Source organism: Streptococcus sp. HMSC066F10, assembly GCF_001813805.1.
GTDB classification, from domain to species: domain Bacteria; phylum Bacillota; class Bacilli; order Lactobacillales; family Streptococcaceae; genus Streptococcus; species Streptococcus vaginalis.
The window spans coordinates 1-22,381 of record NZ_KV813991.1; the positions used below are offsets into that span (position 1 = coordinate 1).

19 protein-coding genes and 1 pseudogene are annotated in these 22,381 nt (G+C 39.3%); 18 read left to right on the forward strand and 2 right to left on the reverse strand.

The features are described 5' to 3' along the window. Positions 1–242: 242 nt before the first annotated feature. Positions 243–1,934: a phospho-sugar mutase gene (locus HMPREF2933_RS07170; RefSeq protein WP_024052345.1), complete on the forward strand. Its 1,692-nt coding sequence runs from the start codon at positions 243–245 to the stop codon at positions 1,932–1,934. A gap of 181 nt (positions 1,935–2,115) precedes the next feature. On the opposite strand, the gene HMPREF2933_RS07175 is transcribed toward HMPREF2933_RS07170, so the two are convergent. After that, a complete protein-coding gene (locus tag HMPREF2933_RS07175) occupies positions 2,116–3,084 on the reverse strand; it encodes an NAD(P)/FAD-dependent oxidoreductase (protein WP_024052346.1) in 969 nt (322 codons plus the stop codon). A gap of 126 nt (positions 3,085–3,210) precedes the next feature. On the opposite strand from HMPREF2933_RS07175, the gene HMPREF2933_RS07180 reads away from it, so the two are divergent. The 17 genes and pseudogenes from HMPREF2933_RS07180 (at position 3,211) to HMPREF2933_RS07250 (ending at position 21,896) form a co-directional block, all read left to right on the forward strand. After that, positions 3,211–5,754: a M1 family metallopeptidase gene (locus HMPREF2933_RS07180; RefSeq protein ID WP_024052347.1), complete on the forward strand. Its 2,544-nt coding sequence runs from the start codon at positions 3,211–3,213 to the stop codon at positions 5,752–5,754. A 159-nt stretch (positions 5,755–5,913) separates the two neighbouring features. After that, a complete protein-coding gene (locus HMPREF2933_RS07185; protein ID WP_070241746.1) occupies positions 5,914–6,657 on the forward strand; it encodes a DeoR/GlpR family DNA-binding transcription regulator in 744 nt (247 codons plus the stop codon). Next, entirely contained in the window at positions 6,654–7,565 is a 912-nt protein-coding gene (pfkB, locus tag HMPREF2933_RS07190) for a 1-phosphofructokinase (RefSeq protein WP_022526204.1), read from the forward strand. Before HMPREF2933_RS07185 ends, pfkB begins: the two co-directional genes overlap by 4 nt. Then, the gene (locus HMPREF2933_RS07195; protein ID WP_024052349.1) at positions 7,562–9,511 is read left to right on the forward strand and encodes a PTS fructose transporter subunit IIABC; all 1,950 of its coding nucleotides are present in this window, start codon (positions 7,562–7,564) and stop codon (positions 9,509–9,511) included. Before pfkB ends, HMPREF2933_RS07195 begins: the two co-directional genes overlap by 4 nt. Further along, positions 9,511–9,639: a hypothetical protein gene (locus HMPREF2933_RS10405; protein ID WP_024052350.1), complete on the forward strand. Its 129-nt coding sequence runs from the start codon at positions 9,511–9,513 to the stop codon at positions 9,637–9,639. Before HMPREF2933_RS07195 ends, HMPREF2933_RS10405 begins: the two co-directional genes overlap by 1 nt. A 32-nt stretch (positions 9,640–9,671) precedes the next feature. After that, positions 9,672–10,046 carry a DUF1149 family protein gene (locus HMPREF2933_RS07200; RefSeq protein WP_024052351.1) on the forward strand — a complete coding sequence of 125 codons (375 nt, stop codon included), beginning with the start codon at positions 9,672–9,674 and terminating at the stop codon, positions 10,044–10,046. 3 nt (positions 10,047–10,049) lie between these two features. Beyond that, positions 10,050–10,898, forward strand: a complete 849-nt coding sequence (locus HMPREF2933_RS07205; protein WP_070241742.1) for a DegV family protein — start codon at positions 10,050–10,052, stop codon at positions 10,896–10,898. 10 nt (positions 10,899–10,908) lie between these two features. Beyond that, positions 10,909–11,676, forward strand: coding sequence for a 4-hydroxy-tetrahydrodipicolinate reductase (gene dapB / locus HMPREF2933_RS07210; protein ID WP_070241741.1), 768 nt, complete (start codon positions 10,909–10,911; stop codon positions 11,674–11,676). Then, positions 11,673–12,872, forward strand: coding sequence for a CCA tRNA nucleotidyltransferase (locus HMPREF2933_RS07215; RefSeq protein ID WP_070241739.1), 1,200 nt, complete (start codon positions 11,673–11,675; stop codon positions 12,870–12,872). The genes dapB and HMPREF2933_RS07215 overlap by 4 nt, the downstream gene beginning before the upstream one ends. Then, positions 12,869–14,734 carry an ABC-F family ATP-binding cassette domain-containing protein gene (locus tag HMPREF2933_RS07220; RefSeq protein ID WP_070672709.1) on the forward strand — a complete coding sequence of 622 codons (1,866 nt, stop codon included), beginning with the start codon at positions 12,869–12,871 and terminating at the stop codon, positions 14,732–14,734. Before HMPREF2933_RS07215 ends, HMPREF2933_RS07220 begins: the two co-directional genes overlap by 4 nt. Before the next feature lie 305 nt (positions 14,735–15,039). After that, positions 15,040–16,086, forward strand: a complete 1,047-nt coding sequence (gene pheS, locus HMPREF2933_RS07225) for a phenylalanine--tRNA ligase subunit alpha (RefSeq protein ID WP_024052356.1) — start codon at positions 15,040–15,042, stop codon at positions 16,084–16,086. A 5-nt stretch (positions 16,087–16,091) separates the two neighbouring features. Further along, on the forward strand, positions 16,092–16,619 hold the full coding sequence (locus HMPREF2933_RS07230) for a GNAT family N-acetyltransferase (protein ID WP_024052357.1): 528 nt from the start codon (positions 16,092–16,094) through the stop codon (positions 16,617–16,619). Positions 16,620–16,742: 123 nt separating this feature from the next. After that, positions 16,743–19,148: a phenylalanine--tRNA ligase subunit beta gene (gene pheT / locus HMPREF2933_RS07235; protein ID WP_070241734.1), complete on the forward strand. Its 2,406-nt coding sequence runs from the start codon at positions 16,743–16,745 to the stop codon at positions 19,146–19,148. 90 nt (positions 19,149–19,238) lie between these two features. Beyond that, the gene (locus tag HMPREF2933_RS07240; protein WP_070241733.1) at positions 19,239–20,021 is read left to right on the forward strand and encodes a nucleotidyltransferase domain-containing protein; all 783 of its coding nucleotides are present in this window, start codon (positions 19,239–19,241) and stop codon (positions 20,019–20,021) included. A 143-nt stretch (positions 20,022–20,164) separates the two neighbouring features. Then, positions 20,165–20,476: pseudogene (locus HMPREF2933_RS10125) on the forward strand (TMEM175 family protein); the annotation flags it as partial. A 114-nt stretch (positions 20,477–20,590) separates the two neighbouring features. Continuing rightward, positions 20,591–21,175 (forward strand): hypothetical protein, encoded by a 585-nt coding sequence (locus tag HMPREF2933_RS10565; protein WP_042754072.1) that lies wholly within the window; start codon positions 20,591–20,593, stop codon positions 21,173–21,175. A 31-nt stretch (positions 21,176–21,206) separates the two neighbouring features. After that, positions 21,207–21,896 (forward strand): pyrimidine 5'-nucleotidase PynA, encoded by a 690-nt coding sequence (locus tag HMPREF2933_RS07250; protein WP_024052361.1) that lies wholly within the window; start codon positions 21,207–21,209, stop codon positions 21,894–21,896. A gap of 42 nt (positions 21,897–21,938) precedes the next feature. Here HMPREF2933_RS07250 and HMPREF2933_RS09790 read toward each other — a convergent pair whose 3' ends face one another. Continuing rightward, on the reverse strand, positions 21,939–22,325 hold the full coding sequence (locus HMPREF2933_RS09790) for an MFS transporter (RefSeq protein WP_024052362.1): 387 nt from the start codon (positions 22,323–22,325) through the stop codon (positions 21,939–21,941). Between the last annotated feature and the right edge of the window lie 56 nt (positions 22,326–22,381).

Here is a 22,381-nt window from a genome sequence, read left to right on the forward strand (position 1 = left end):
CAAAAATAGGCTCTATAAGATCTATAGGGGGTTTACCCACTACAAATATTATAGAGCCTAAAATTTACCTAATCAACAATCACCCACAGAGAGATAAAATCTGTGAGGCTTACATATAAATAACTGTTTCAAACAAAAAACTGCAAGCGTTTTAAAGAAAAATTGGGAAAAGGATTGATAAAAATGAAAAGGTAGTATAGAATGGAATTATTGAGAAATAATATATTAAAAGGAGTCGTTATATGAACTACAAAGAAGTTTATGAACAATGGCTAAACAATGATTTCTTCGATGAAGAAACAAAAGCTGATTTGCTGTCTATTCAGGATGATGAAGCTGAAATCGAAGATCGATTCTACAAGGGTCTTGAGTTTGGGACCGCTGGTCTTCGTGGGAAATTGGGTGCTGGTACCAACCGTATGAATAAATACATGGTGGGAAAAGCAGCCCAAGCATTGGCTGAAACCTTGAAAGACCATGGTGAAGAAGCGATTAAAAGAGGCGTTGCAATCAGCTATGATGTCAGATATAAATCAAAAGAATTTGCTGAATTGACCTGCTCCATCATGGCTGCTCATGGCATCAAAACTTATATTTACAATGGCATTCATCCTACGCCAATGTGCTCGTATGCAATTAGAAAATTGCACTGTAAGGCTGGCGTGATGGTGACAGCTAGTCATAATCCACAAGAATACAATGGCTATAAAGCATATTGGGAAGAAGGGTCACAAATTTTAGATGACATTGCAGGCCAAATTGCAGGTCACATGGATGAAATTGTCAACTTTGAAGACATCAAATCTATTCCTTTTGAAGAAGCTTTGGAAAGTGGTCTTGCAAATTATATTGATGCATCTGTCGAAGAAGATTACTACCAAGAAGTTCTCAATTTAACAATCAATGAAGATGTTGATAAATCTATTAAGGTTGGCTATACGCCTTTGAATGGTACAGGAAATATTCCTGTCAGAGAAATTCTGAAAAGAAGAGGATTTGAAAATATTTATGTCGTAAAGGAACAAGAATTTCCTGATCCAGATTTTACAACAGTTGGTTATCCCAATCCAGAATTTCCAAAAGCATTTGCCTATTCTGAAAAACTTGGAAAAGAAAATGATTGTGATATTTTGATTGCTAATGACCCAGACTGCGATCGTGTTGCGCTGGAAGTAAGAAATGCAAACGGTGATTATGTCTTTTTAAACGGAAATAAGATCGGTGCTTTGCTTTCTTATTATATTTTCTCACAACGTTCTGCTCTCAATAATTTACCTGAAAATCCTGTCATGGTGAAATCTATTGTTACAGGTGATTTATCTAGAGCGATTGCGAAGAAATATGGTATTGAAACAGTAGAAACCCTGACTGGATTTAAAAATATTTGTGGCAAAGCCAACGAATATGATCGTACTAAAGAAAAAACGTATGTGTTCGGTTATGAAGAAAGTATTGGCTTTTGCTATGGAACTTTTGTCAGAGACAAAGATGCTGTTAGTGCTTCTATGATGATTGTAGAAATGGCTGCTTACTTTAAAAAACAAGGTAAGACTTTGTTAGATGTTTTAAATGATATTTATGCAGAGTTTGGCTTCTATAATGAAAGACAAGTTTCGCTTGAGCTAGAAGGTGTAGAAGGTCAAGAGAGAATCGCTCGAATGATGGAAGAATTTAGAGAACATCCGTTGACAACAATTGGAGCAATGGAACTTGAAAAAGTGATTGACTTTAAAGATGGCTACCTTGATTTTCCAAAACAAAACTGTTTGAAATATTACTTTAAAGATGGTTCATGGTATGCACTCAGACCGTCAGGGACCGAACCTAAAATCAAACTATACATCTATTCAATTGGTAAAGATGAAAAGGAAAGTGTTGAAAAACTTGACCTCATCGAAAAGGCTTGCCGAGAAAAAATGGATAGTGTGAAATAAGAACATATAAAAGAGTTTGGGACAAAAAGATTTCAATTTTTAAAAATCTTAATTATTAAGCCCTTCAAATCTATAATTAAATGCGAAAAGCGAACAAAGCAGAATTCTGATTACCAGAAAACTAGTTTTGTTCGCTTTTTATATTTGAGGTCGGACTTTTGTCCCAGCTTCTTTTTGCTTTTTAAAGACTGGTCGAATGTTTTGGCTGTATTTTTTGGTCGGGATAGATATAATTCATGGCGTTGTTGATAGCTGTAGGAGCTTCGCCTAGTCCTGTGGCTATCAAATCAATCTTTCCGTCATAGCTACAGCAATCGCCAGCAGCATAGATACCTGCGACAGAAGTTTCTTGTTTGCTATTGACGATAATCTTGTGGCGATTGAGTTCTATTCCCCATTTTTTTAAGTTTCCAACAGATGATTTAAAGCCATAATTGACGAAAAGCTGATCAAGCGGCAAGAGCTCCGTTTCATCGCTTTTCACTTTAGTGATTTCAAGATGAGTGAGTTTGTTTCTTTCACCTATAAGTTGACTTGGGATAAATGGTGTTTTAATCGTGACAGTAGAAGCTTTTAGTTCATTGACACTGTGTTCTAAAGCACGGAAGGTGTCTCGACGATGGATGATATGTGTCGGAGCGATTTTATCAAAAGCAAGTGCCCAATCCACTGCAGAATCACCACCTCCTAGAACCACAATGTTTTGTCCAGCGTATTGATTGATATTGGAAACGTGATAATGAATGTTTTCAAATTGTTCTACATTGTCCAAATCAAGTGAGCGAGGTTTAAAAGCACCACCTCCCATAGCAATCAAAATGGCTCTTGAAATGTGCTTCCCATTGCTAGTTGTTAAGGTAAATAATTCATCGTTTTTTTCAATATCTAATACAGTCTCATTGAGATGTATGCTTGTTTCAAATGTTTTTACTTGATCAATCAAACGCTCAATCAATTCCTCACCTGTTAGATTAGTAAAACCAGGAACATCCAGAATTTTCTTTTCAGGATAGAGAATAGCTGGCTGTCCACCGAGCTGAGGCAGCGAATCAATCAAATTCACTTTTGCTTGACGCATGTGAGCATAAAAAGCAGCAAAAAGACCCACAGGCCCCCCACCAACAATCGTAATATCAAAAAATTCAGACATGATTTCTCCTTAAAATAGTAACGTATTTCTATTTTATCACAAAATGAGGAAAACGATAGAGAAATTGTGTTAGGACACGTGAATTATGTTACAATAGTTACAGATTATATTATTAAGGAGACATACATGCAAGCAGTTGCACATTTTATTGAAACATTTGTTCCAGAACATTATGATATTTTTTTAGATTTGAATCGGGAGCAAAAAACGTTCACAGGTAAGGTCAGCATTAGCGGAGAAGCAAAAGGTGAAAAAATTTCTCTTCATCAGAAGGATTTGACAATCCAGTCCGTTGAGGTAGCTGGCGAAGCTCGTCCTTTCTCTGTAGATAATGAAAATGAAGCAGTTTACGTTGAGCTTGGTCAAGCAGGGGTTGTTGAAGTAACGCTGACTTATACAGGTAAAATTACAGACAATATGACAGGGATTTATCCTTCTTACTATACTGTTGATGGAGTCAAAAAAGAAGTTCTTTCTACTCAATTTGAAAGTCATTTTGCACGTGAAGCCTTTCCAAGTGTAGATGAGCCAGAAGCAAAAGCTACATTTGACCTTTCTTTGAAATTTGACCAAGAAGCAGGAGAAATCGCACTTTCAAACATGCCAGAAGTTGATGTAGAAAATCGAAAAGCAACTGGCATCTGGAAGTTTGCAACGACTCCTCGCATGTCGTCTTATCTTTTGGCGTTCGCGGCTGGTGATTTACAGGGTGTTACAGCAAAAACGAAGAATGGTACCTTGGTCGGCGTGTACTCTACCAAAGCTCACCCTGCTTCAAATTTGGAATTTGCTTTAGATATTGCAGTTCGCTCTATTGATTTTTATGAAGAATACTACGGAGTAAAATATCCGATTCCTCAATCTCTGCATGTAGCTTTGCCAGACTTTTCTGCAGGAGCTATGGAAAATTGGGGCTTGGTCACTTATCGTGAAGTTTATCTTTTAGTAGATGAAAATTCAACTGTTACAAGCCGTCAGCAAGTAGCTCTTGTGATTGCTCACGAATTGGCTCACCAATGGTTTGGTAATTTGGTTACAATGAAATGGTGGGATGACCTTTGGCTCAATGAAAGTTTTGCCAATATGATGGAATATGTCTGTGTGAACGCTATTGAGCCGACTTGGAACATTTTTGAGGACTTCCAAACAAGTGGCGTTCCTCTGGCTCTAAAACGGGATGCGACTGACGGTGTTCAATCTGTCCATGTGGAAGTAAAGCATCCAGACGAAATCAATACCTTGTTTGACCCAGCAATTGTCTATGCTAAAGGAAGTCGTCTCATGCACATGCTTCGTCGTTGGTTAGGAGATGAAGCCTTTGCAAAAGGTTTGAATACTTATTTTGCTAAACACCAATACAGTAATACGATTGGTCGTGACTTGTGGAATGTTCTCGGTGCAGCTTCAGGACGTGATGTGGCAGCCTTTATGGATTCGTGGTTAGAACAACCAGGTTATCCAGTTTTAACAGCGGTTGTGGAAAATGACACTCTCAAAATTTCTCAAAAACAATTCTTTGTTGGAGAAAAAGAAGAAAAAGACCGTTTATGGGTTGTGCCATTGAATAGCAATTGGACTGGTATTCCAGATACTTTAGAAACCGAAACGCTTGAGATTCCAAATTATGCAGCTCTGGCAGCGCAAAATGAAGGAGCACTTCGTTTCAATACAGAAAATACGGCGCATTACATTACTGATTATCAAGGGGAATTGTTGGATAATATTTTAGCAACTATTACGGACTTGGATAATACAAGTAAGTTACAAGTAGTACAAGAACGTCGTCTGGTGGCGGAAGCTGGTTTTGTTTCATTTGCAGATTTGATTCCAGTGGTTGAAAAGTTAACCAATGAAACATCTTATCTTGTAGTATCTGCTGTGAAGGCTGTTCTAAATGGTTTGAAGACTTTTGTGGACGAAGGGACAGAAACAGAGGCAGCCTTTAAAAAATTACTCGTTAAGCTGAATGAAGATAACTTTGACCGACTTGGCTTTGAAGCGAAAGACGGTGAAACAGATGAAGATGAATTGGTACGTCAAATTGTTGTGGCAAATATGATTGCAGCTGATGATGAACAAGCGAGCCAAAAAGCGAGCCAAATCTTTGAAGCGCATCAAGAAAACTTGGAAAAACTTCCAGCAGCCACTCGTTTGCAAATTTTGATTAACCAAATCAAACACCATGAGACAAAGGAATTGACCGATCAATATCTAGCAACCTACATTACAACGGTTGACGGTAACTTCCAACGTCAATTGGCTTCGGCTCTTTCTTATACCAAGGACGAAACAACCCTCACCCATCTTTTAGAAGAATGGAAAAATAAGGATGTTGTAAAACCGCAGGATTTAGCAATGAGTTGGTATTTTACTTTCTTACAACATGATTTCACACAAGGAACTGTCTGGACCTGGGCGCGTGACAATTGGGATTGGATTAAGGCAGCTCTTGGTGGAGATATGAGTTTTGACAAATTTGTCATTTATCCAGCAAGTACCTTTAAGACGTATGAACGTTTAGCAGAATACAAAGCCTTCTTTGAACCACAATTATCTGATTTGGCAATTAGCCGTAACATTAGTATGGGAATCAAAGAAATTTGCGCTCGTATTGATTTGATTGACAAAGAAAAAGTAGCTGTTGAAGCAGCAATCAAAGCGACAGTATAACAGTATAGAAAAGAAAAGGTTGAATGCGAATTTCAGCCTTTTCTTATTGCATTTTGCTGTTTTATTAAAAAAGTGATAGTTTTTGAAAGAAAATGTTTGACTTTGAAATGAATTGGTGTATAATAAATCTGTAAACGATTGCAGGAAGAGGTGAGGTCTATCTTAAAATCAGAACGCAAACAGGTAATTTTAGAGGAAATCAATCATCATCAAGTTGTTTCTCTGGATAGCTTAGTTCGTTTGTTAAATACGTCTGAATCAACAGTTCGTAGAGATCTAGACGAATTGGAAGATGAAAGAAAACTGCGCCGGATTCACGGTGGAGCAGAAAGCATTCATTTTCTTCAAGAGGAAGAAAGCAATCAAGAAAAATCTATCAAAAACGTTCAAGATAAATTACGAATTGCTCAAAAAGCGGCGGAATTGATACAAGAACAGGATGTTATTTTTATTGATGCTGGAACGACAAATGAATTGTTAATCAATGAGCTTTCAAGCAAACATATGACGGTTGTGACCAACTCCATTCACCATGCTACAAAGTTAGTTGAGAAAAACATTCCAACGGTTATTATCGGAGGAGTTGTCAAAAGCTCAACAGATGCTAGTATTGGTGGTGTTGCTTTGAATCAAATTGGTCAGTTGAATTTCAACAAAGCTTTTATTGGTATGAATGGAATTGATGAAAATTTCTATACAACGCCTGATATGGAAGAAGGAGCAGTCAAACGAGCGATTCTTGACAACGCCAAGCAGACCTACATCTTAGCTGATGCTTCAAAAATCGGTCATTCCTCTTTCGTGAAAGTCGCCCCTATCAAACGTGCTAGCATTATTACGAGTGCATGCGCCAATGAGCAATTGGAAAAGATAAAAGAAAAAACGGAGGTTATTGAAGTATGATTTATACTGTTACGCTTAACCCTTCTATTGACTATATTGTCCGTTTGGATAAGGTCAATGTTGGAAGCGTGAATCGTATGGAGAGCGATGATAAATTTGCTGGTGGAAAAGGCATCAACGTCAGTCGTGTGCTCAAACGTTTGGGAATTGACAATACAGCGACTGGCTTTATCGGTGGCTTTACTGGAAAATTTATTACTGATACCTTGGAAAATGAAGCGATTGCGACTAAATTTGTCCAAGTGTCAGAGGATACGCGTATCAACGTTAAGATTAAAGCAGACGCTGAGACAGAAATCAATGGAACGGGTCCGACTGTCTCACCAGAGCAATTGGCAGCCTTAAAAGATATTCTTTCAGGGCTTTCAGAGAAAGATACAGTTGTCTTTGCAGGGTCAAGCAATAAAAATCTAGGCAATGTCGTCTATAAAGAGTTAATTAGTCTGACGAGGCAAACTGGAGCACAAGTCGTTTGTGATTTCGAGGGACAAACACTTATTGATTCACTAGAGTTTCAGCCATTATTGGTTAAGCCGAATAACCATGAACTTGGTGATATTTTCAGAGTGAAGCTGGAAAAGCTGGATGAGATTGAGAAATATGCTCGTGAAATTCTAGCCAAAGGTGCGCAACATGTCATTATTTCTATGGCAGGTGATGGAGCGCTTTTGGTAACAAAGGACGGAGCTTATTTTGCAAAACCAATCAAGGGAATCGTGAAAAATTCTGTTGGAGCTGGTGACTCAATGGTTGCAGGCTTTACTGGCGAATTTGTTCGTTCAGGAAATGCTGTTGAAGCCTTCAAATGGGGAGTGGCTTGCGGAACGGCAACGACTTTCTCTGATGATTTGGCAACAGCCGCTTTTATTAACGAAACATATGAAAAAGTAGAGGTAGAAAAAATATGAAAATTCAGGATTTACTGAGAAAAGATGTGATGTTGCTTGATTTACAAGCAACTGAAAAAACAGCTGCTATTGATGAAATGATTCACAGTTTAGTTGACCACGGTTATGTGACAGATTTTGAAACATTCAAAGAAGGAATCTTGGCTCGTGAAGCTTTAACGTCAACAGGCTTGGGCGACGGGATTGCCATGCCACACAGTAAAAATGCGGCAGTCAAAGAAGCAACCGTTCTTTTTGCAAAATCAAACAAAGGTGTGGATTATGAAAGTTTAGACGGGCAACCGACAGATTTGTTCTTCATGATTGCTGCACCAGAAGGAGCGAACGATACTCACTTGGCTGCACTTGCAGAATTGTCACAGTACCTGATGAAAGATGGATTTGCAGACAAACTTCGTCAAGTAACTTCGCCAGATGAAGTGATTGCATTATTTGACCAAGCGTCTGAAAAAGCAGCAGAACCTACAACGGTAGCACCGGCAACCAAAGATGGTGATTTCCTTGTTGCGGTAACAGCATGTACAACGGGAATTGCACATACTTATATGGCGCAAGAAGCTCTTCAAAAGGTAGCGGATGAAATGGGAGTTGGTATCAAGGTTGAGACCAACGGTGCTAGTGGTATCGGAAACAAACTGACCGCAGAAGATATTCAAAAAGCAAAAGCGGTTATTATTGCGGCTGATAAAGCTGTGGAAATGGATCGATTTGACGGCAAGCCATTGATTAACCGCCCAGTTGCTGACGGTATTCGTAAGACAGAAGAGTTGATTAACTTGGCATTGTCAGGAAAAGCAGAAGTATATCATGCAGCCAATAAAGCAGCTGCGTCCTCTTCAGCGAATGCAGCAGGCGGTTTCTACAAACACTTAATGAGTGGTGTTAGCCAAATGCTTCCATTCGTTATTGGCGGTGGTATCATGATTGCGGTGGCATTCTTGATTGACCAAGCAATGGGAGTACCAAAAGATCAATTGGCAAATCTCGGTACTTATCATGAGTTGGCAGCTATGTTTAAGAATATTGGTGGCTTGGCCTTTGGCTTTATGCTTCCTGTACTTGCTGGTTATATCGCTTATTCTATTGCTGAAAAACCAGGTTTAGCGCCAGGTTTTGTAGCAGGTAGTATGGCTTCCGCAGGTCTTGCTTTTGGTAAAATTCCATTTGCAGAAGGTGGGAAAGCTACTCTTGCACTTGCTGGTGTACCTTCTGGTTTCCTTGGAGCCCTAGTGGGTGGTTTCCTTGCAGGTTACGTTGTAAACTTCCTTAAAAAAGCCTTGAGTTGTCTTCCAAAGTCGCTTGAGGGTATCAAGTCCATTCTACTTTATCCACTGTTGGGAACCTTGCTAACTGGCTTCTTGATGTTGTTGGTGAATATTCCAATGGCCGCTATCAATACTGGCTTGAATAGTTTCCTAGAAGGCTTATCTGGTAGTTCAGCTGTCCTCCTTGGACTCGTTGTAGGTGGTATGATGGCTATTGATATGGGCGGTCCCTTCAACAAAGCGGCTTATATCTTTGGTACAGGAACTCTTGCAGCAACTGTTTCAACAGGTGGTACAGTTGTAATGGCAGCGGTTATGGCTGGTGGTATGGTTCCTCCTCTAGCAGTCTTTGTTGCAACGCTTTTATTCAAAGATAAATTTACCGAAGAAGAACGCAATTCAGGCTTGACAAACATTGTTATGGGACTATCCTTCATTACTGAAGGTGCTATTCCATTTGGTGCTGCTGACCCTGCCCGTGCCATTCCAAGCTTTATGGTTGGTTCAGCCTTAGCAGGCGCACTTGTCGGCATGGCTGGTATTAAACTCATGGCACCACACGGAGGTATCTTCGTTATTGCACTTACTTCAAATGCTCTTCTCTATATCATCTTCATCTTGATTGGCGCAATTGTAAGTGGTGTGTTATTCGGAGCGCTTCGCAAACCATTGAATAAATAATGATGAGTTTCATCGTTCTAGGAGTTGGAGAAAAATTCTCTAGCTCCTTTTTTAATCTAAAAGAAACATTGAAAGGAGATGATTTTCATACTGATAAAATTAGTCAGGCGCTGGAAAATATGTTATAATTTTAATAACGCATATTTTGAGGAGAAATGAAATGGAATTACAACGCGAAAAAGAATTTGTCAGTCAATATCACTATGACGCACGTAATTTAGAGTGGGAAAAAGAAAACGGAACCCCAGAAACAAAAGTGGATGTCAATTTTCAATTGTTAAATCAAGATCAAGAAGGACAAGTAACTTCTATCGTTGTAATTGTGAACTTTATGATTGTCTTTGATGCTTTTGTAATTAGTGGAACAATCTCACAAGTCAACCATATCATGGGACAAATTGTCAATGAGCTAAGTGAATTTGAGCAGGACGAAGTAGAACAACTTGCTCGTCCAAGTTTGTCCATATTAAATCGTTTGACCTATGAAGTAACAGAAATCGCCTTGGATTTACCAGGTATCAATTTGGAGTTTTAATGCATGAAATTAGCCGTAATTACTGATTCGTCAGCATATTTGGATAGCAAAGTCATCGAAAATGAGCATTTATTTATCTTAGATATTCCCGTTAGTATTGACGGGGTTGAGTACATCGAAGGAAAGAATCTTTCTGCTAGCGAATTTTATCAAAAAATGGCAGCCTCTAGTGAATTACCAAAGACCAGCCAACCGAGTATCGCCAGCTTAGTGAACACTCTGTCTTTAGTAGAAGGGCAAGGTTATACTCATGTTATTGGTCTGTTTTTATCGAGCGGCATTTCTGGCTTTTATCAAAATATCCAGTATTTGAAAGATGAATTTCCAAGTTTAGAAATTGCTTTTCCAGATTCAAAAATCACAAGTGCGCCGCTTGGAATGATGGTGGAGCATATTTTAAACTGGGCTGAACAAGGGTTAGCGTTTGAGCAAATTCTGAGCAATCTTGACGTTCAAATCAAGGGAATTGGTGGCTTCATCATGGTAGATGACTTAAATCATTTGGTGAAAGGCGGTCGTTTGTCGAATGGCGCTGCAATTCTGGGAAACTTGCTCAGTATCAAACCAATTCTTTACTTTAATGACGAGGGCGGCATTGAGGTTTATGAAAAGATTCGTACCGAGAAAAAAGCTACGAAACGCCTGATTGAGATTGTCAAAGAGCAAACTGCACAAGGAAATTACCAAGTGATGATTATTCATGGAAATGCACTGGAAAAAGCAGAACATTTACATCAATTATTGTTAGAAGATAGTGTTTCTGGAGAGATTCCGATTGCGACATTTGGTAGTGTGATTGGAACTCACTTGGGTGCTGGAAGTATTGCCTTAGCCTATATTCCGATTATTTAAGGAGGATTCCATGAGTATAAAGGTTATTATTGCTGGTTTCAAAGGAAAAATGGGACAAGCTGCTTATAACATGGTGACAGAAGATCCTGCATTAGAGCTCGTTGGATTGCTTGACCCACTTACTCCAGAAAAAGAAGTAGCTGGTGTTCCCGTTTTTAATCAGAAAGAAGATTTGAGTGGCATAGAAGCGGATGTATGGGTTGATTTTACAACTCCTAAAGTGGCGTATGAAAATACTCGTTTTGCATTAGAGCATGGTTTTGCACCTGTGGTCGGAACGACTGGATTTACATCGGATGAAATCAAAGACTTAGTTGAGTTTTCTCGTCAAAAAGAGCTAGGAGGCTTGATTGCTCCTAATTTTGCTGTGGGAGCGGTTCTTTTGATGCAATTTGCAACGCAAGCAGCTAAATATTTTCCAGATGTGGAAATCATTGAATTACATCATGATCAGAAAAAGGATGCGCCGAGTGGCACAGCGATTAAAACAGCTGAATTGATCAGCAAGGTTCGCCCCAAGAAGCATCAAGGTGCAATGGACGAAAAAGAGTTATTACAAGGAGCACGTGGTGCAGAAATGGACGGCATGCGCATTCATTCGGTTCGTTTACCAGGATTGGTGGCTCATCAAGAAGTAATCTTTGGCGGTCAAGGTGAAGGTCTGACACTTCGTCATGATTCGTACGATCGTAAGTCTTTCATGACGGGGGTGAATTTAGGTATTAAGGAAGTGGTCAAGAAAAAAGAGCTTGTCTACGGATTGGAATATTTGTTATGAGATTAAAAAATCTGCCTTCTGAATTTCAGGAGGCTTTACCAGTATTAAAGAAGATTAAGAATGCCGGTTTTGAGGCGTACTTTGTCGGTGGTTCAGTCCGCGATGCTTTATTGAATCGACCGATTCATGATGTGGATATTGCGAGTTCTAGTTATCCAGAAGAAACCAAACGTATTTTTGAGCGAACGATTGATGTCGGTATTGAGCATGGGACAGTTTTAGTCTTAGAAGATAATCATGAATACGAAGTGACGACTTTTCGGACAGAGGATATCTATGTAGATTATCGCAGACCGAGCAATGTCACGTTTGTTCGTTCTCTCGAAGAAGATTTAAAACGGCGCGATTTCACGATCAATGCTTTGGCTTTGGATGAAGCAGGGAATGTGATTGATTTATTTGAAGGGTTGGCTGATTTAGAAAATCAGATCTTACGTGCTGTAGGAATACCTTCGGAACGTTTCAACGAAGACGCTTTGCGCATTATGCGAGGATTTCGTTTTCAGGCATCCTTAGGCTTTTCATTAGATACAGACACATGTAATGCTATGAAACTGTGTGCTCCGTTATTAGAAAAAATTTCTGTAGAGCGGATTTTTATTGAATTTGACAAATTACTGACAGCGTCTTATTGGCGTAAAGGATTGAAAAGTCTGCTTGCCAGTGGTGCAACAGACTATTTGCCTGACATGCGCAGCAGCCAATCTCAGTTGGAAACGATGTTTGATGTTAAAGCAGATTTTCAATTTACGAGTTCAGAGCAAGCTTGGGCTACTCTTTTAATGACTCTTCAAGTAAAAAATGTTAAAAAATTCCTCAGGCATTGGAAAACTTCAAATGAATTTCAAAAGCGCATAGAGCAAATTGTCACGATTTATAATATTCGCCAAAGGCATTTTCTGGATAAGGAAGAATGCTATCGTTTTGAACTGGAACTGATGATACAAGCAGAAGAAATTCGTCAAGCACAGGGATTAGCTGTTGATTTTGAAAAGATTCATTCTACTTATGATTCACTAACGATTCATGATAAACATGAAATTGTCGTCAATGGCGGTCTGTTAATCAAAGAATTTGGCTTTAAGCCGAGTCCTGCTTTAGGACAGCTCTTGACTGAGATTGAGGCGGCTATTGTGAATGGTGCCTTGGACAACCGTCTTGAAGCTATCTTAGCTTTTGTAGAGGAGAGAAGATGAGTGACTTTATTGTTGAAAAGTTGACTAAAACGGTGGGAGATAAGACTGTTTTTAAAAACATTTCCTTTATTATTCATGGTTTGGATCGGGTTGGCTTGATTGGGGTTAATGGAACTGGAAAAACGACTCTTTTGAATGTTCTGTCTGGAAAATCTGGATTCGATGGGGACGTTAATCCTTTTTCAGCTAAATCGGGCTATAAGATTGGCTACTTAACCCAAGAACCGCACTTTGATGACGACAAAACGGTACTAGATACGGTTTTATCAAGCAATCTGCGAGAAATACAGCTCATTCGTGAGTATGAGTTATTGCTGTCTAACTATGATGAAAGCAATCAATCTCGTTTAGAGAAGATTATGGCTGAAATGGATGCTCTTCAAGCATGGGAAATTGAAAGTCAAGTTAAGACGGTTTTGTCGAAGCTAGGTTTGACCGACTTATCTGCTAAGGTCGGCGACCTGTCAGGTGGTTTGCGACGCCGCGTGCAATTAGCGCAAGTCTTGTTAGGAGACGATGACTTATTGCTCCTTGACGAGCCGACCAACCATTTGGATATTGATAGTATCGAATGGCTGACGAATTTTTTGAAGAATTCCAAAAAAACGGTTCTCTTCATTACCCATGACCGTTATTTTTTAGACCATGTTTCGACGCGGATTTTTGAATTGGACAGCGGAGATTTGCTTGAATATCAAGGAAATTATCAAGATTACGTCCGTTTGAAAGCAGAACAAGACGAGCGAGATGCTGCCCTTCTCCATAAAAAACAACAGCTTTATAAGCAGGAATTGTCCTGGATGCATCGCCAGCCACAGGCTAGAGCAACCAAGCAGCAAGCTCGAATCAATCGTTTTCAAGATTTGAAAAATGATTTGTCTGATCAAGCGACTCAGAAAGACTTAGAAATGAATTTCGAGACCAGTCGTATTGGGAAGAAAGTGATTGAATTTAAAGATGTGGGCTTTGCTTATGGTGACAAGAAGATTCTTTCTCATTTCAATTTGTTAGTTCAAAATAAAGATCGGATTGGGATTGTGGGGGATAATGGTGTTGGAAAATCCACCTTGCTCAATCTAATTGCTGGGAAATTAGCACCTCAATCTGGTCAACTGACCATTGGTGAGACAGTTCGTGTGGCTTATTTCTCACAGCAAATTGAAGGGTTGGATGAGTCCAAACGCGTTATCAATTTCTTGCAGGAGGTCGCAGAAGAAGTTAAGACATCTGCGGGGACGACATCAATTGCCGAACTCTTGGAACAATTTCTCTTTCCTCGTTCCACTCATGGAACTTTGATTGAAAAATTATCCGGAGGAGAGAAAAAGCGGCTCTATCTTCTCAAGTTATTGTTGGAAAAGCCGAATGTTTTGCTGTTGGATGAGCCGACTAATGACTTAGATATTGCGACATTAACGGTGCTGGAAAACTTTTTGCAAAGCTTTGCCTGCCCAGTTATGACTGTTAGTCACGATCGGTATTTCCTTGATAAAGTAGCAGATAAGATTTTAGCCTTTGAAGAGGGAACTATCAGAGAATATTTCGGTAATTATACTGATTATCTGGATGAAAAGGCGTTTGAGCTAGAGAGCTCTGCCATTTACCAAAAGTCGGAAAAGGAAAAAGTAGCAAAAGTGCGAGAGGAAAAGAAGCGCTTAAGCTACTTTGAAAAACAGGAGTGGGAGTCTATTGAGGGAGATATAGAGAAGCTTGAGGAGGACATTGCAGCTATTGAGCGGGAAATGCAGGAATATGCTTCGGACTTCGGTCGGCTCGCTGAACTCCAAAAAGAGTTGGATAGCAAAAACGATTTACTTTTGGAGAAATATGAGCGCTATGAATACTTGAGCGAGTTAGTATAGAATTGACTACTGTTTATAATGTGTGTCGAGTATGATTGCATTTTTAAACAAGGTCTATTTACAAGTCCTATAAAATTTGGTATAATATCAACTAATTAAATAAGAATCCGCAAGACTAGTAGCTTAGGGGAAGTTTGACAGGGAGAAGAGCCAGAGACTGAGAGCTCTTTAGATGAAAACTAGGTGAATTCACTTGCAATAGGATTGAGAATTAAGGTCTGGGAAACCAGATAAAAACGGATGGTACCGCGTGTCAACGCTCCGCTTATGGAGTTTGGCATGCGGTCTTTATATTTGGAGGAATTATGTCAACCATTGAAGAACAATTAAATAAGCTTAGAGAAGAAACTCTGGCGTCGTTGAAAAAAATCTCGACTGAAAATGAAAAAGAAATGCAAAATCTACGAGTTTCTGTTCTTGGGAAAAAAGGCTCTTTAACAGAGATTTTAAAAGGAATGAAAGACGTCTCTGCCGATATGCGTCCGATTATCGGGAAGCATGTCAATGAAGTGCGTGATATTTTGACTGCTGCTTTTGAAGAATCTGCAAAGCTATTAGAAGAGCAAAAAATTACCAATCAGTTGGCGAATGAGTCAGTAGATGTCACCCTTCCTGGTCGGAAAATTCCTGCTGGGAATCGTCATGTTCTTAGCCAAACAAGTGAAGAAATTGAAGATATTTTTATCGGCATGGGCTATCAAGTCGTAGATGGTTTTGAAGTCGAAACAGACTATTACAACTTTGAGCGGATGAATTTACCAAAAGACCACCCCGCGCGTGATATGCAGGATACTTTCTACATTACAGAAGAAATTTTACTGCGGACTCACACTAGTCCGGTTCAAGCTCGAGCGATGGATGCACATGATTTTTCTAAAGGACCTTTGAAGATGATTTCGCCAGGGCGTGTGTTCCGACGGGATACGGACGATGCGACGCATTCTCATCAATTTCATCAAATTGAAGGTTTGGTTGTCGGGAAAAATATTTCTATGGCAGACCTTCAAGGAACATTGCAGCTCATTGTGCAAAAAATGTTTGGAGAAGACCGCAGTATTCGTCTGCGTCCGTCTTATTTCCCATTTACAGAGCCGTCTGTTGAGGTGGATGTTTCTTGCTTTAAATGCGGTGGGCAAGGATGCAATGTCTGCAAAAAGACTGGCTGGATTGAAATTATGGGAGCTGGAATGGTACACCCACGCGTCCTTGAAATGAGTGGCATTGATGCTGATGTTTATTCTGGTTTTGCTTTTGGGCTGGGTCAAGAACGGGTGGCTATGTTGCGCTACGGTATCAATGACATTCGTGGCTTCTATCAAGGTGATGTTCGTTTTTCAGAACAATTTAAATAAATGCTATGTTAGTAAAAGTAAAAGAAGAACAGGCTGAAGTTCTACGAGAACTGGAAGTGCAAACCTATCAAGAAACTTTCGGCCCTTATATCAAAGCGGAAGATATGCAAGATTATTTTACCCATGAACTCTCCCTTGAGCAGATTCAGAAGGATTTGGCGCAAGTAGAGTCGGAGACTTATTTTGCACTAGATGAGAAAGAAAAGATTGTTGGTTTGCTCAAATTTAACTGGGGGCAAGCACAGACTGAGCCCGTAGAGGCAGAGCACTCAATGGAGAATGCTTTTGAGGTTCATCGGATTTATGTTTTGAAATCTCATCAAGGACAGGGTTTTGGCAAGGAAATGTTTGATTTTGCTATGCAAGAAGCTGTCAAACGTGGCTTTTTCTGGGTTTGGTTAGGTGTTTGGGAAAAGAATTTTAAGGCACAAAACTTTTACTTTAAATATAGTTTTAAACGTTTTAGTGAGCATGAATATGCGACTGGTGAAACGGTTGATATTGACTGGCTCATTCGGAAAGAATTAAATTAAGCGAAAAAGCACTTGGCTTGGGCACTTGTCCCAGCCTCAAAAAGAAAGGAAGTAATATGAGACAAAATTTTTGAGAAGAAACAGTAGCTCTCAAAGATTTCTATGCACTCATATAGATGAATTATGCTAGTAAGTTATAAATGGTTAAAAGAACTAGTTGACGTAACTGTTCTGAGTGAAGAATTAGCTGAAAAAATGTCAACGACAGGGATTGAAGTAGAAGGGGTTAGCTCTCCTGCTGATGGATTGTCAAAAATTGTAGTTGGTGAAGTGGTCAGCTGTGAAGAGGTTCCTGAGACGCACTTACATGTGTGTCAAGTGAATGTTGGAGAAGAAGCGCTTCGACAAATCGTTTGCGGCGCTCCAAATGTACGAGCAGGAATCAAGGTTATGGTAGCTCTTCCAGGAGCTCGTATTGCAGATAATTACAAGATTAAAAAGGGAAAAATCCGTGGGTTAGAATCCCTTGGAATGATTTGTTCCCTTGGAGAATTAGGCATTTCGGACTCGGTTGTTCCAAAAGAATTTTCCGATGGTATTCAAATTTTGCCAGAAGAAGCTGTACCGGGGGATTCCGTTTTTCCTTATCTTGACTTGGATGATGAAATTATTGAGCTTTCTATCACACCGAACCGTGCAGATGCGCTTTCAATGCGTGGAGTAGCGTATGAGGTAGCAGCTATCTACGACAAGTCGGTTCATTTTAAAGATTTTCCGTTGTTGGAAACACAAGAGCAAGCTGGAGAACAACTTTCTGTTGCGATTGAAACGGACAAGGCTCCTTTTTATGCAGCACGTATTTTGGAAAATGTAACCATTGCTCCAAGTCCGCAATGGCTTCAAAATCTGCTTATGAATGCAGGGATTCGTCCTATCAATAATGTAGTAGATGTGACAAATTATATTCTACTTTACTTTGGACAACCAATGCACGCCTTTGATTTAGATACTTTTGAGGGCAATCAAATTGTAGTGCGCGAAGCGTGTGCGGGCGAAAAATTAGTAACTCTTGATGACGAAGAGCGCGAATTAGAAATGAGCGATCTTGTGATTGCGGTAGCAGATAAGCCAGTCGCTCTTGCTGGTGTCATGGGTGGAGCTGCAACGGAAATTTCTTCTCAATCAAGCCGTGTAGTGCTTGAAGCAGCAGTTTTTGACGGAACTTCCATTCGTAAGACGAGCGGACGTCTCAATCTTCGTTCAGAATCATCCTCTCGTTTTGAAAAAGGAATTAACCTAGCGACAGTAACAGAAGCTCTAGATGCTGCGGCTAGCATGATTGCAGACCTTGCAGGTGCAACGGTACAAGCCGGTATCGTCTCAGCGGGTCAAGTGGACACATCAGATGTTGAAATTGTTTCAACATTATCAGATGTCAATCGTGTACTTGGGACGGAATTAACTTATACAGATATTGAAGATGTTTTCCGTCGCCTTGGTTTTGGTCTTACTGGCGATGCAGAGAAATTCACAGTCAGCGTACCACGCCGTCGTTGGGACATTCACATTGAAGCAGACCTTTATGAGGAAATTGCGCGTATCTATGGTTATGATAAATTACCAGCAACTCTTCCAAAAGGTGACGGAACAGCTGGTCAATTGACAGAAACCCAAAAACTTCGTCGCAAAGTTCGTACAGTTGCAGAAGGTGCTGGATTGACAGAAGTTATCACCTATGCTTTGACTACTCCTGAAAAAGCTGTGCAATTTAGCACTAATCCAAGTAACTTGACAGAGCTGATGTGGCCGATGACAGTAGATCGCAGCGTTCTTCGTCAAAATATGGTAGCTGGCATTTTGGATACTGTTGCCTATAATGTAGCACGTAAAAATAAGGATTTGGCTCTGTATGAAATCGGAAAAGTCTTCGAGCAAACGGGGAATCCACAGGAAGAATTGCCAACTGAAATCAACAGCTTTGCCTTTGCTTTGACAGGTTTGGTTACTGAAAAGGATTTTCAAACTCCAGCTGTACCAGTTGATTTCTTTTATGCAAAAGGAATTTTGGAAGCACTTTTTGACCGTCTGGGTCTAAAAGTAGAGTACACAGCGACACAAGCATTAGCTGGTATGCACCCAGGTCGTACAGCGACTATTTCACTAGACGGACAAGTCGTTGGTTTTGTCGGTCAAGTTCATCCAGTAACTGCTAAGGATTATAATATCCCAGAAACGTATGTAGCAGAAATCAACTTGACAGCGATTGAACAAGTAATGCAACCAGCAAAACTATTTGTAGAAATTACCAAATTCCCAGCTGTAACACGTGATATAGCACTGCTTCTGAAAGCAGAAATCAGTCACAAAGAGGTGGTTGCAGCTATTGAGGCTGCTGGTATGAAACGCTTGACAGATATCAAATTATTTGACGTCTTCTCAGGTGAAAAACTGGGACTCGGCATGAAATCAATGGCTTACACCTTAACTTTCCAAAATCCAGAGGATACTCTGGAAGATGAGGAAGTAGCTCGTTATATGGAAAAAATCCAAAAGTCTCTTGAAGTAACGATTGGTGCAGAAGTGCGGTAAGACATGAAAAGCTCCTAAATTGAAGTTTAGGAGTTTTTTCTTGTAGTAATATAATGTATAATAAGGAAAAGTTTTATATCGGAGGAGAAAATGACAGTTTTTACACAACTTTGGAAAGCATTTTCCAATTTACCAGAAGTGACAGCGATTGCCTTAGGCGGATCTCGTAGCGGAGAAACTTATGATGAGACTTCGGACTATGATTTATATATTTACTGCACGAGCATTCCAGATGAAGACAGTCGGAAGTTGATTTTGACCCAATATTGTTCTTATATGGAAATAAGCAATCAATTTTGGGAATTGGAAGACGACTGTACCTTAAATAATGACATTGATATTGATATTCTTTATCGGAATATTCGTGATTTTGCGCGAGATATTGAAAATGTCGTCGAAAAGCACCAAGCAGGAAATGGCTACACCACTTGCTTTTGGCACAATTTAAAAACCTGCAAGATTCTTTATGATGCTAATGGAGAGTTCGGAAAATTGAAAAAACGGTTTGACGTTCCTTTTCCTCCAAAATTAAAAGACAACATCATTTCACGAAATTTCAGTCTGTTAACCGGGCATTTGCCATCCTATGATACGCAGATTTTAAAAGCAGCAAAACGAAAAGACCTTGTCAGTGTCAATCACCGTATTGCAGCCTTTTTAGAATCCTATTTTGACATAATTTTTGCAGTTAATGAATTGACCCACCCCGGCGAGAAGAGAATGATATCATATGCAGCAGCACATGCGAACCTTCTTCCTAATCAATTTGAGCAATCTTTAAATACTTTACTAATGAGCATTACTGCTAGCCCTGAAATTCTTGAAAAACAATTAAGGGAAATTATTGCAAATTTAGAAGAAATTTTATCGTAAAATTCTCTGCCAATTGAGTTGTTAAGTACTAAAAAACGACCCAAGCCGTTTTTTAGTGCTTTTGATTTACAACTGTAAAAGTAGTATAATGTCACATATTTTAAAGAACTATTTAAAGGGAGAGAAAAATGAATCGTCAAGTAATGGGTAAAGAGCGTTTGGGAGCTTTTATTGATGCGGTGATTGCTATTATTATGACCATTTTGGTATTGGAACTGGAAAAGCCGAAAACCTTTGATTTACAAGGTCTATGGGAGTTCCGAACTAATTTTTTTGCCTATGGATTGTCCTTTTTCTGGCTTGGGGCTATGTGGACAAACTTTCACTCTTCATCGCAGGTAGTGGAGAAAATTAGTCAAAAAACAGTCTGGACTGCTATAATCATGCTTTTCTTTTCATCATTTTTCCCTTATACAACAAAATTAGTGGCTTCAAATTTTAACAATGCTATCTTAGATGAATTAAAAAAACTAGAGACAGAAGAAATTATCATTCGTCATGACGATAGACATACCTATGATTCTTTAACAGATTCTGCTCTTTCTGTTTCACAGACTTCGCAAAGTACCATGCTTGTGCCTAGACCAACTGTCATGGAAGTTGAAAAGTATTTGCAAGAGTGGGCTAACCTTGAAAGCTATAAATTACAAGAAACGGCATTAGATCGCTTGTTTTTTGAACTATCACCGAAAAATACAGATATTTCAGATATTCTGTTAAAGGTTGCAACACTAAATGACTTTTATAGTACTAATATTTTTTCAATATTTCCTGTAGCAAAACATATTTTATCACTTGACATTGATGAGAGGTTAAAGAGTGGTGATATTTTTCTAGTAAATGAAATTCAAAATATAACCATAAAAGAAGGTGTGCAGCGAAAATTCTATTCTTTTGCAACTAAGTATTGCTCGCATCACAATCCTTTAGCGTATCCCATATACGATAGTTATGTTGAAAAGGTCTTGAAGTACTTTAGAAAAACAGATCATTTTGCAAAGTTTAAGAATGCTGATTTAAAGGATTACCAGCAATTCAAAAATCTAATTCTAACCTTTAGAAGTTATTACGGACTAGAGCAATTCAATCTTAAACAAATAGACCAATATTTATGGCAGCTGGGAAAAGAATATTTTCCAAATAATTATAAATAGTTTGTATCCCCTAGAAAGGAAAACGACAAAATTGCATTACAAATTTCTACTATTCGATCTTGACCACACCTTGTTAGATTTTGATTTAGCGGAGGATTTGGCTTTGACTGCTTTTCTAAAAGAGCAGGGTGTGGCTGATATTCAGGCTTATAAAGACTACTATATTCCTATGAATAAAGCTCTTTGGCGGGACTTGGAACAGGAAAAACTGACCAAATCTGAGCTGATTAACACACGCTTTTCTCGTCTCTTTAACCACTTTGGTGTGGATAAGGACGGTGTTGAGTTGGCTCTCCATTACCAGCAACATATTGCCCAGCAAGGTCAGACCTATACTGGAGCTAGTGAGCTCTTGGATGTTTTGACAGAGGCAGATTATGAACTTTACGCTGCTACCAATGGTATCGGCTTCATTCAGACTGGTCGACTGGCTCGTTCGGATATCTCCCCCTATTTTAATCAGATTTTCATCTCTGAGCAACTCCACACGCAAAAACCCGATGCTCTATTTTTTGAAAAAATAGCAGAGCTAATACCAAATTTTGACAAAAATCGAACTCTAATGATTGGAGATTCTTTGACAGCAGACATAACGGGCGGGAACAATGCAGGCATTGATACGGCTTGGTATAATCCTAAAAGGTTGAGTAATCATACGCAAGCGAAACCGACTTATAATTTTCAGTCCTATCAGGATTTGTTGGATTTGCTGATAAAATAATAAGACAGAGATCATACCACCTCTGTCTTATTATTTTATAGTTTATTTTCGTGCTATCCAAGCCATTAGAGTAGAAGCTAGAATGGCTAGAAAAATAATGACTACCATGGCTTTAGGAGTGCCATCTGAAAAAAGAGCGAGGAGCAAGGAAGAAAGAATCCCACTTCCGTATTGGAGAGAGCCAAGTAGAGCGGCTGCTGAACCTGTCATCGAATCCTCTGCGCTATTGAGAGCTGCGGCATTTGAACATGCTGCAACGATATCATTGGTACTAAAAATGAGAAGCATAGGAAAGACGACTGCCCAAAGACTACGAAAATTTCTAATATTAAACAGTAGTAGTAAAAGAGCAAAAGCAAGAGCACAGCTAGTGGCAATGTGCAAGAGATTTCGTAGAGAAAAACGATCAACTAACCGACGATTAAGCATACTGATGATTGAAACCCCGATAATATTGATACCGAAGAAAACACCGTAATGTTCTG

Bases quoted from the DNA above. Each gene is read 5' to 3' on its own strand.
- HMPREF2933_RS07170 (WP_024052345.1), top strand. From the start codon at position 243: ATGAACTACAAAGAAGTTTATGAACAATGGCTAAACAATGATTTCTTC.
- HMPREF2933_RS07175 (WP_024052346.1), bottom strand. From the start codon at position 3,084: ATGTCTGAATTTTTTGATATTACGATTGTTGGTGGGGGGCCTGTGGGT.
- HMPREF2933_RS07180 (WP_024052347.1), top strand. From the start codon at position 3,211: ATGCAAGCAGTTGCACATTTTATTGAAACATTTGTTCCAGAACATTAT.
- pfkB (WP_022526204.1), top strand. From the start codon at position 6,654: ATGATTTATACTGTTACGCTTAACCCTTCTATTGACTATATTGTCCGT.
- HMPREF2933_RS07195 (WP_024052349.1), top strand. From the start codon at position 7,562: ATGAAAATTCAGGATTTACTGAGAAAAGATGTGATGTTGCTTGATTTA.
- HMPREF2933_RS10405 (WP_024052350.1), top strand. From the start codon at position 9,511: ATGATGAGTTTCATCGTTCTAGGAGTTGGAGAAAAATTCTCTAGCTCC.
- HMPREF2933_RS07200 (WP_024052351.1), top strand. From the start codon at position 9,672: ATGGAATTACAACGCGAAAAAGAATTTGTCAGTCAATATCACTATGAC.
- HMPREF2933_RS07205 (WP_070241742.1), top strand. From the start codon at position 10,050: ATGAAATTAGCCGTAATTACTGATTCGTCAGCATATTTGGATAGCAAA.
- dapB (WP_070241741.1), top strand. From the start codon at position 10,909: ATGAGTATAAAGGTTATTATTGCTGGTTTCAAAGGAAAAATGGGACAA.
- HMPREF2933_RS07215 (WP_070241739.1), top strand. From the start codon at position 11,673: ATGAGATTAAAAAATCTGCCTTCTGAATTTCAGGAGGCTTTACCAGTA.
- HMPREF2933_RS07220 (WP_070672709.1), top strand. From the start codon at position 12,869: ATGAGTGACTTTATTGTTGAAAAGTTGACTAAAACGGTGGGAGATAAG.
- pheS (WP_024052356.1), top strand. From the start codon at position 15,040: ATGTCAACCATTGAAGAACAATTAAATAAGCTTAGAGAAGAAACTCTG.
- HMPREF2933_RS07230 (WP_024052357.1), top strand. From the start codon at position 16,092: ATGTTAGTAAAAGTAAAAGAAGAACAGGCTGAAGTTCTACGAGAACTG.
- pheT (WP_070241734.1), top strand. From the start codon at position 16,743: ATGCTAGTAAGTTATAAATGGTTAAAAGAACTAGTTGACGTAACTGTT.
- HMPREF2933_RS07240 (WP_070241733.1), top strand. From the start codon at position 19,239: ATGACAGTTTTTACACAACTTTGGAAAGCATTTTCCAATTTACCAGAA.
- HMPREF2933_RS10565 (WP_042754072.1), top strand. From the start codon at position 20,591: ATGCTTGTGCCTAGACCAACTGTCATGGAAGTTGAAAAGTATTTGCAA.
- HMPREF2933_RS09790 (WP_024052362.1), bottom strand. From the start codon at position 22,325: ATGCTTAATCGTCGGTTAGTTGATCGTTTTTCTCTACGAAATCTCTTG.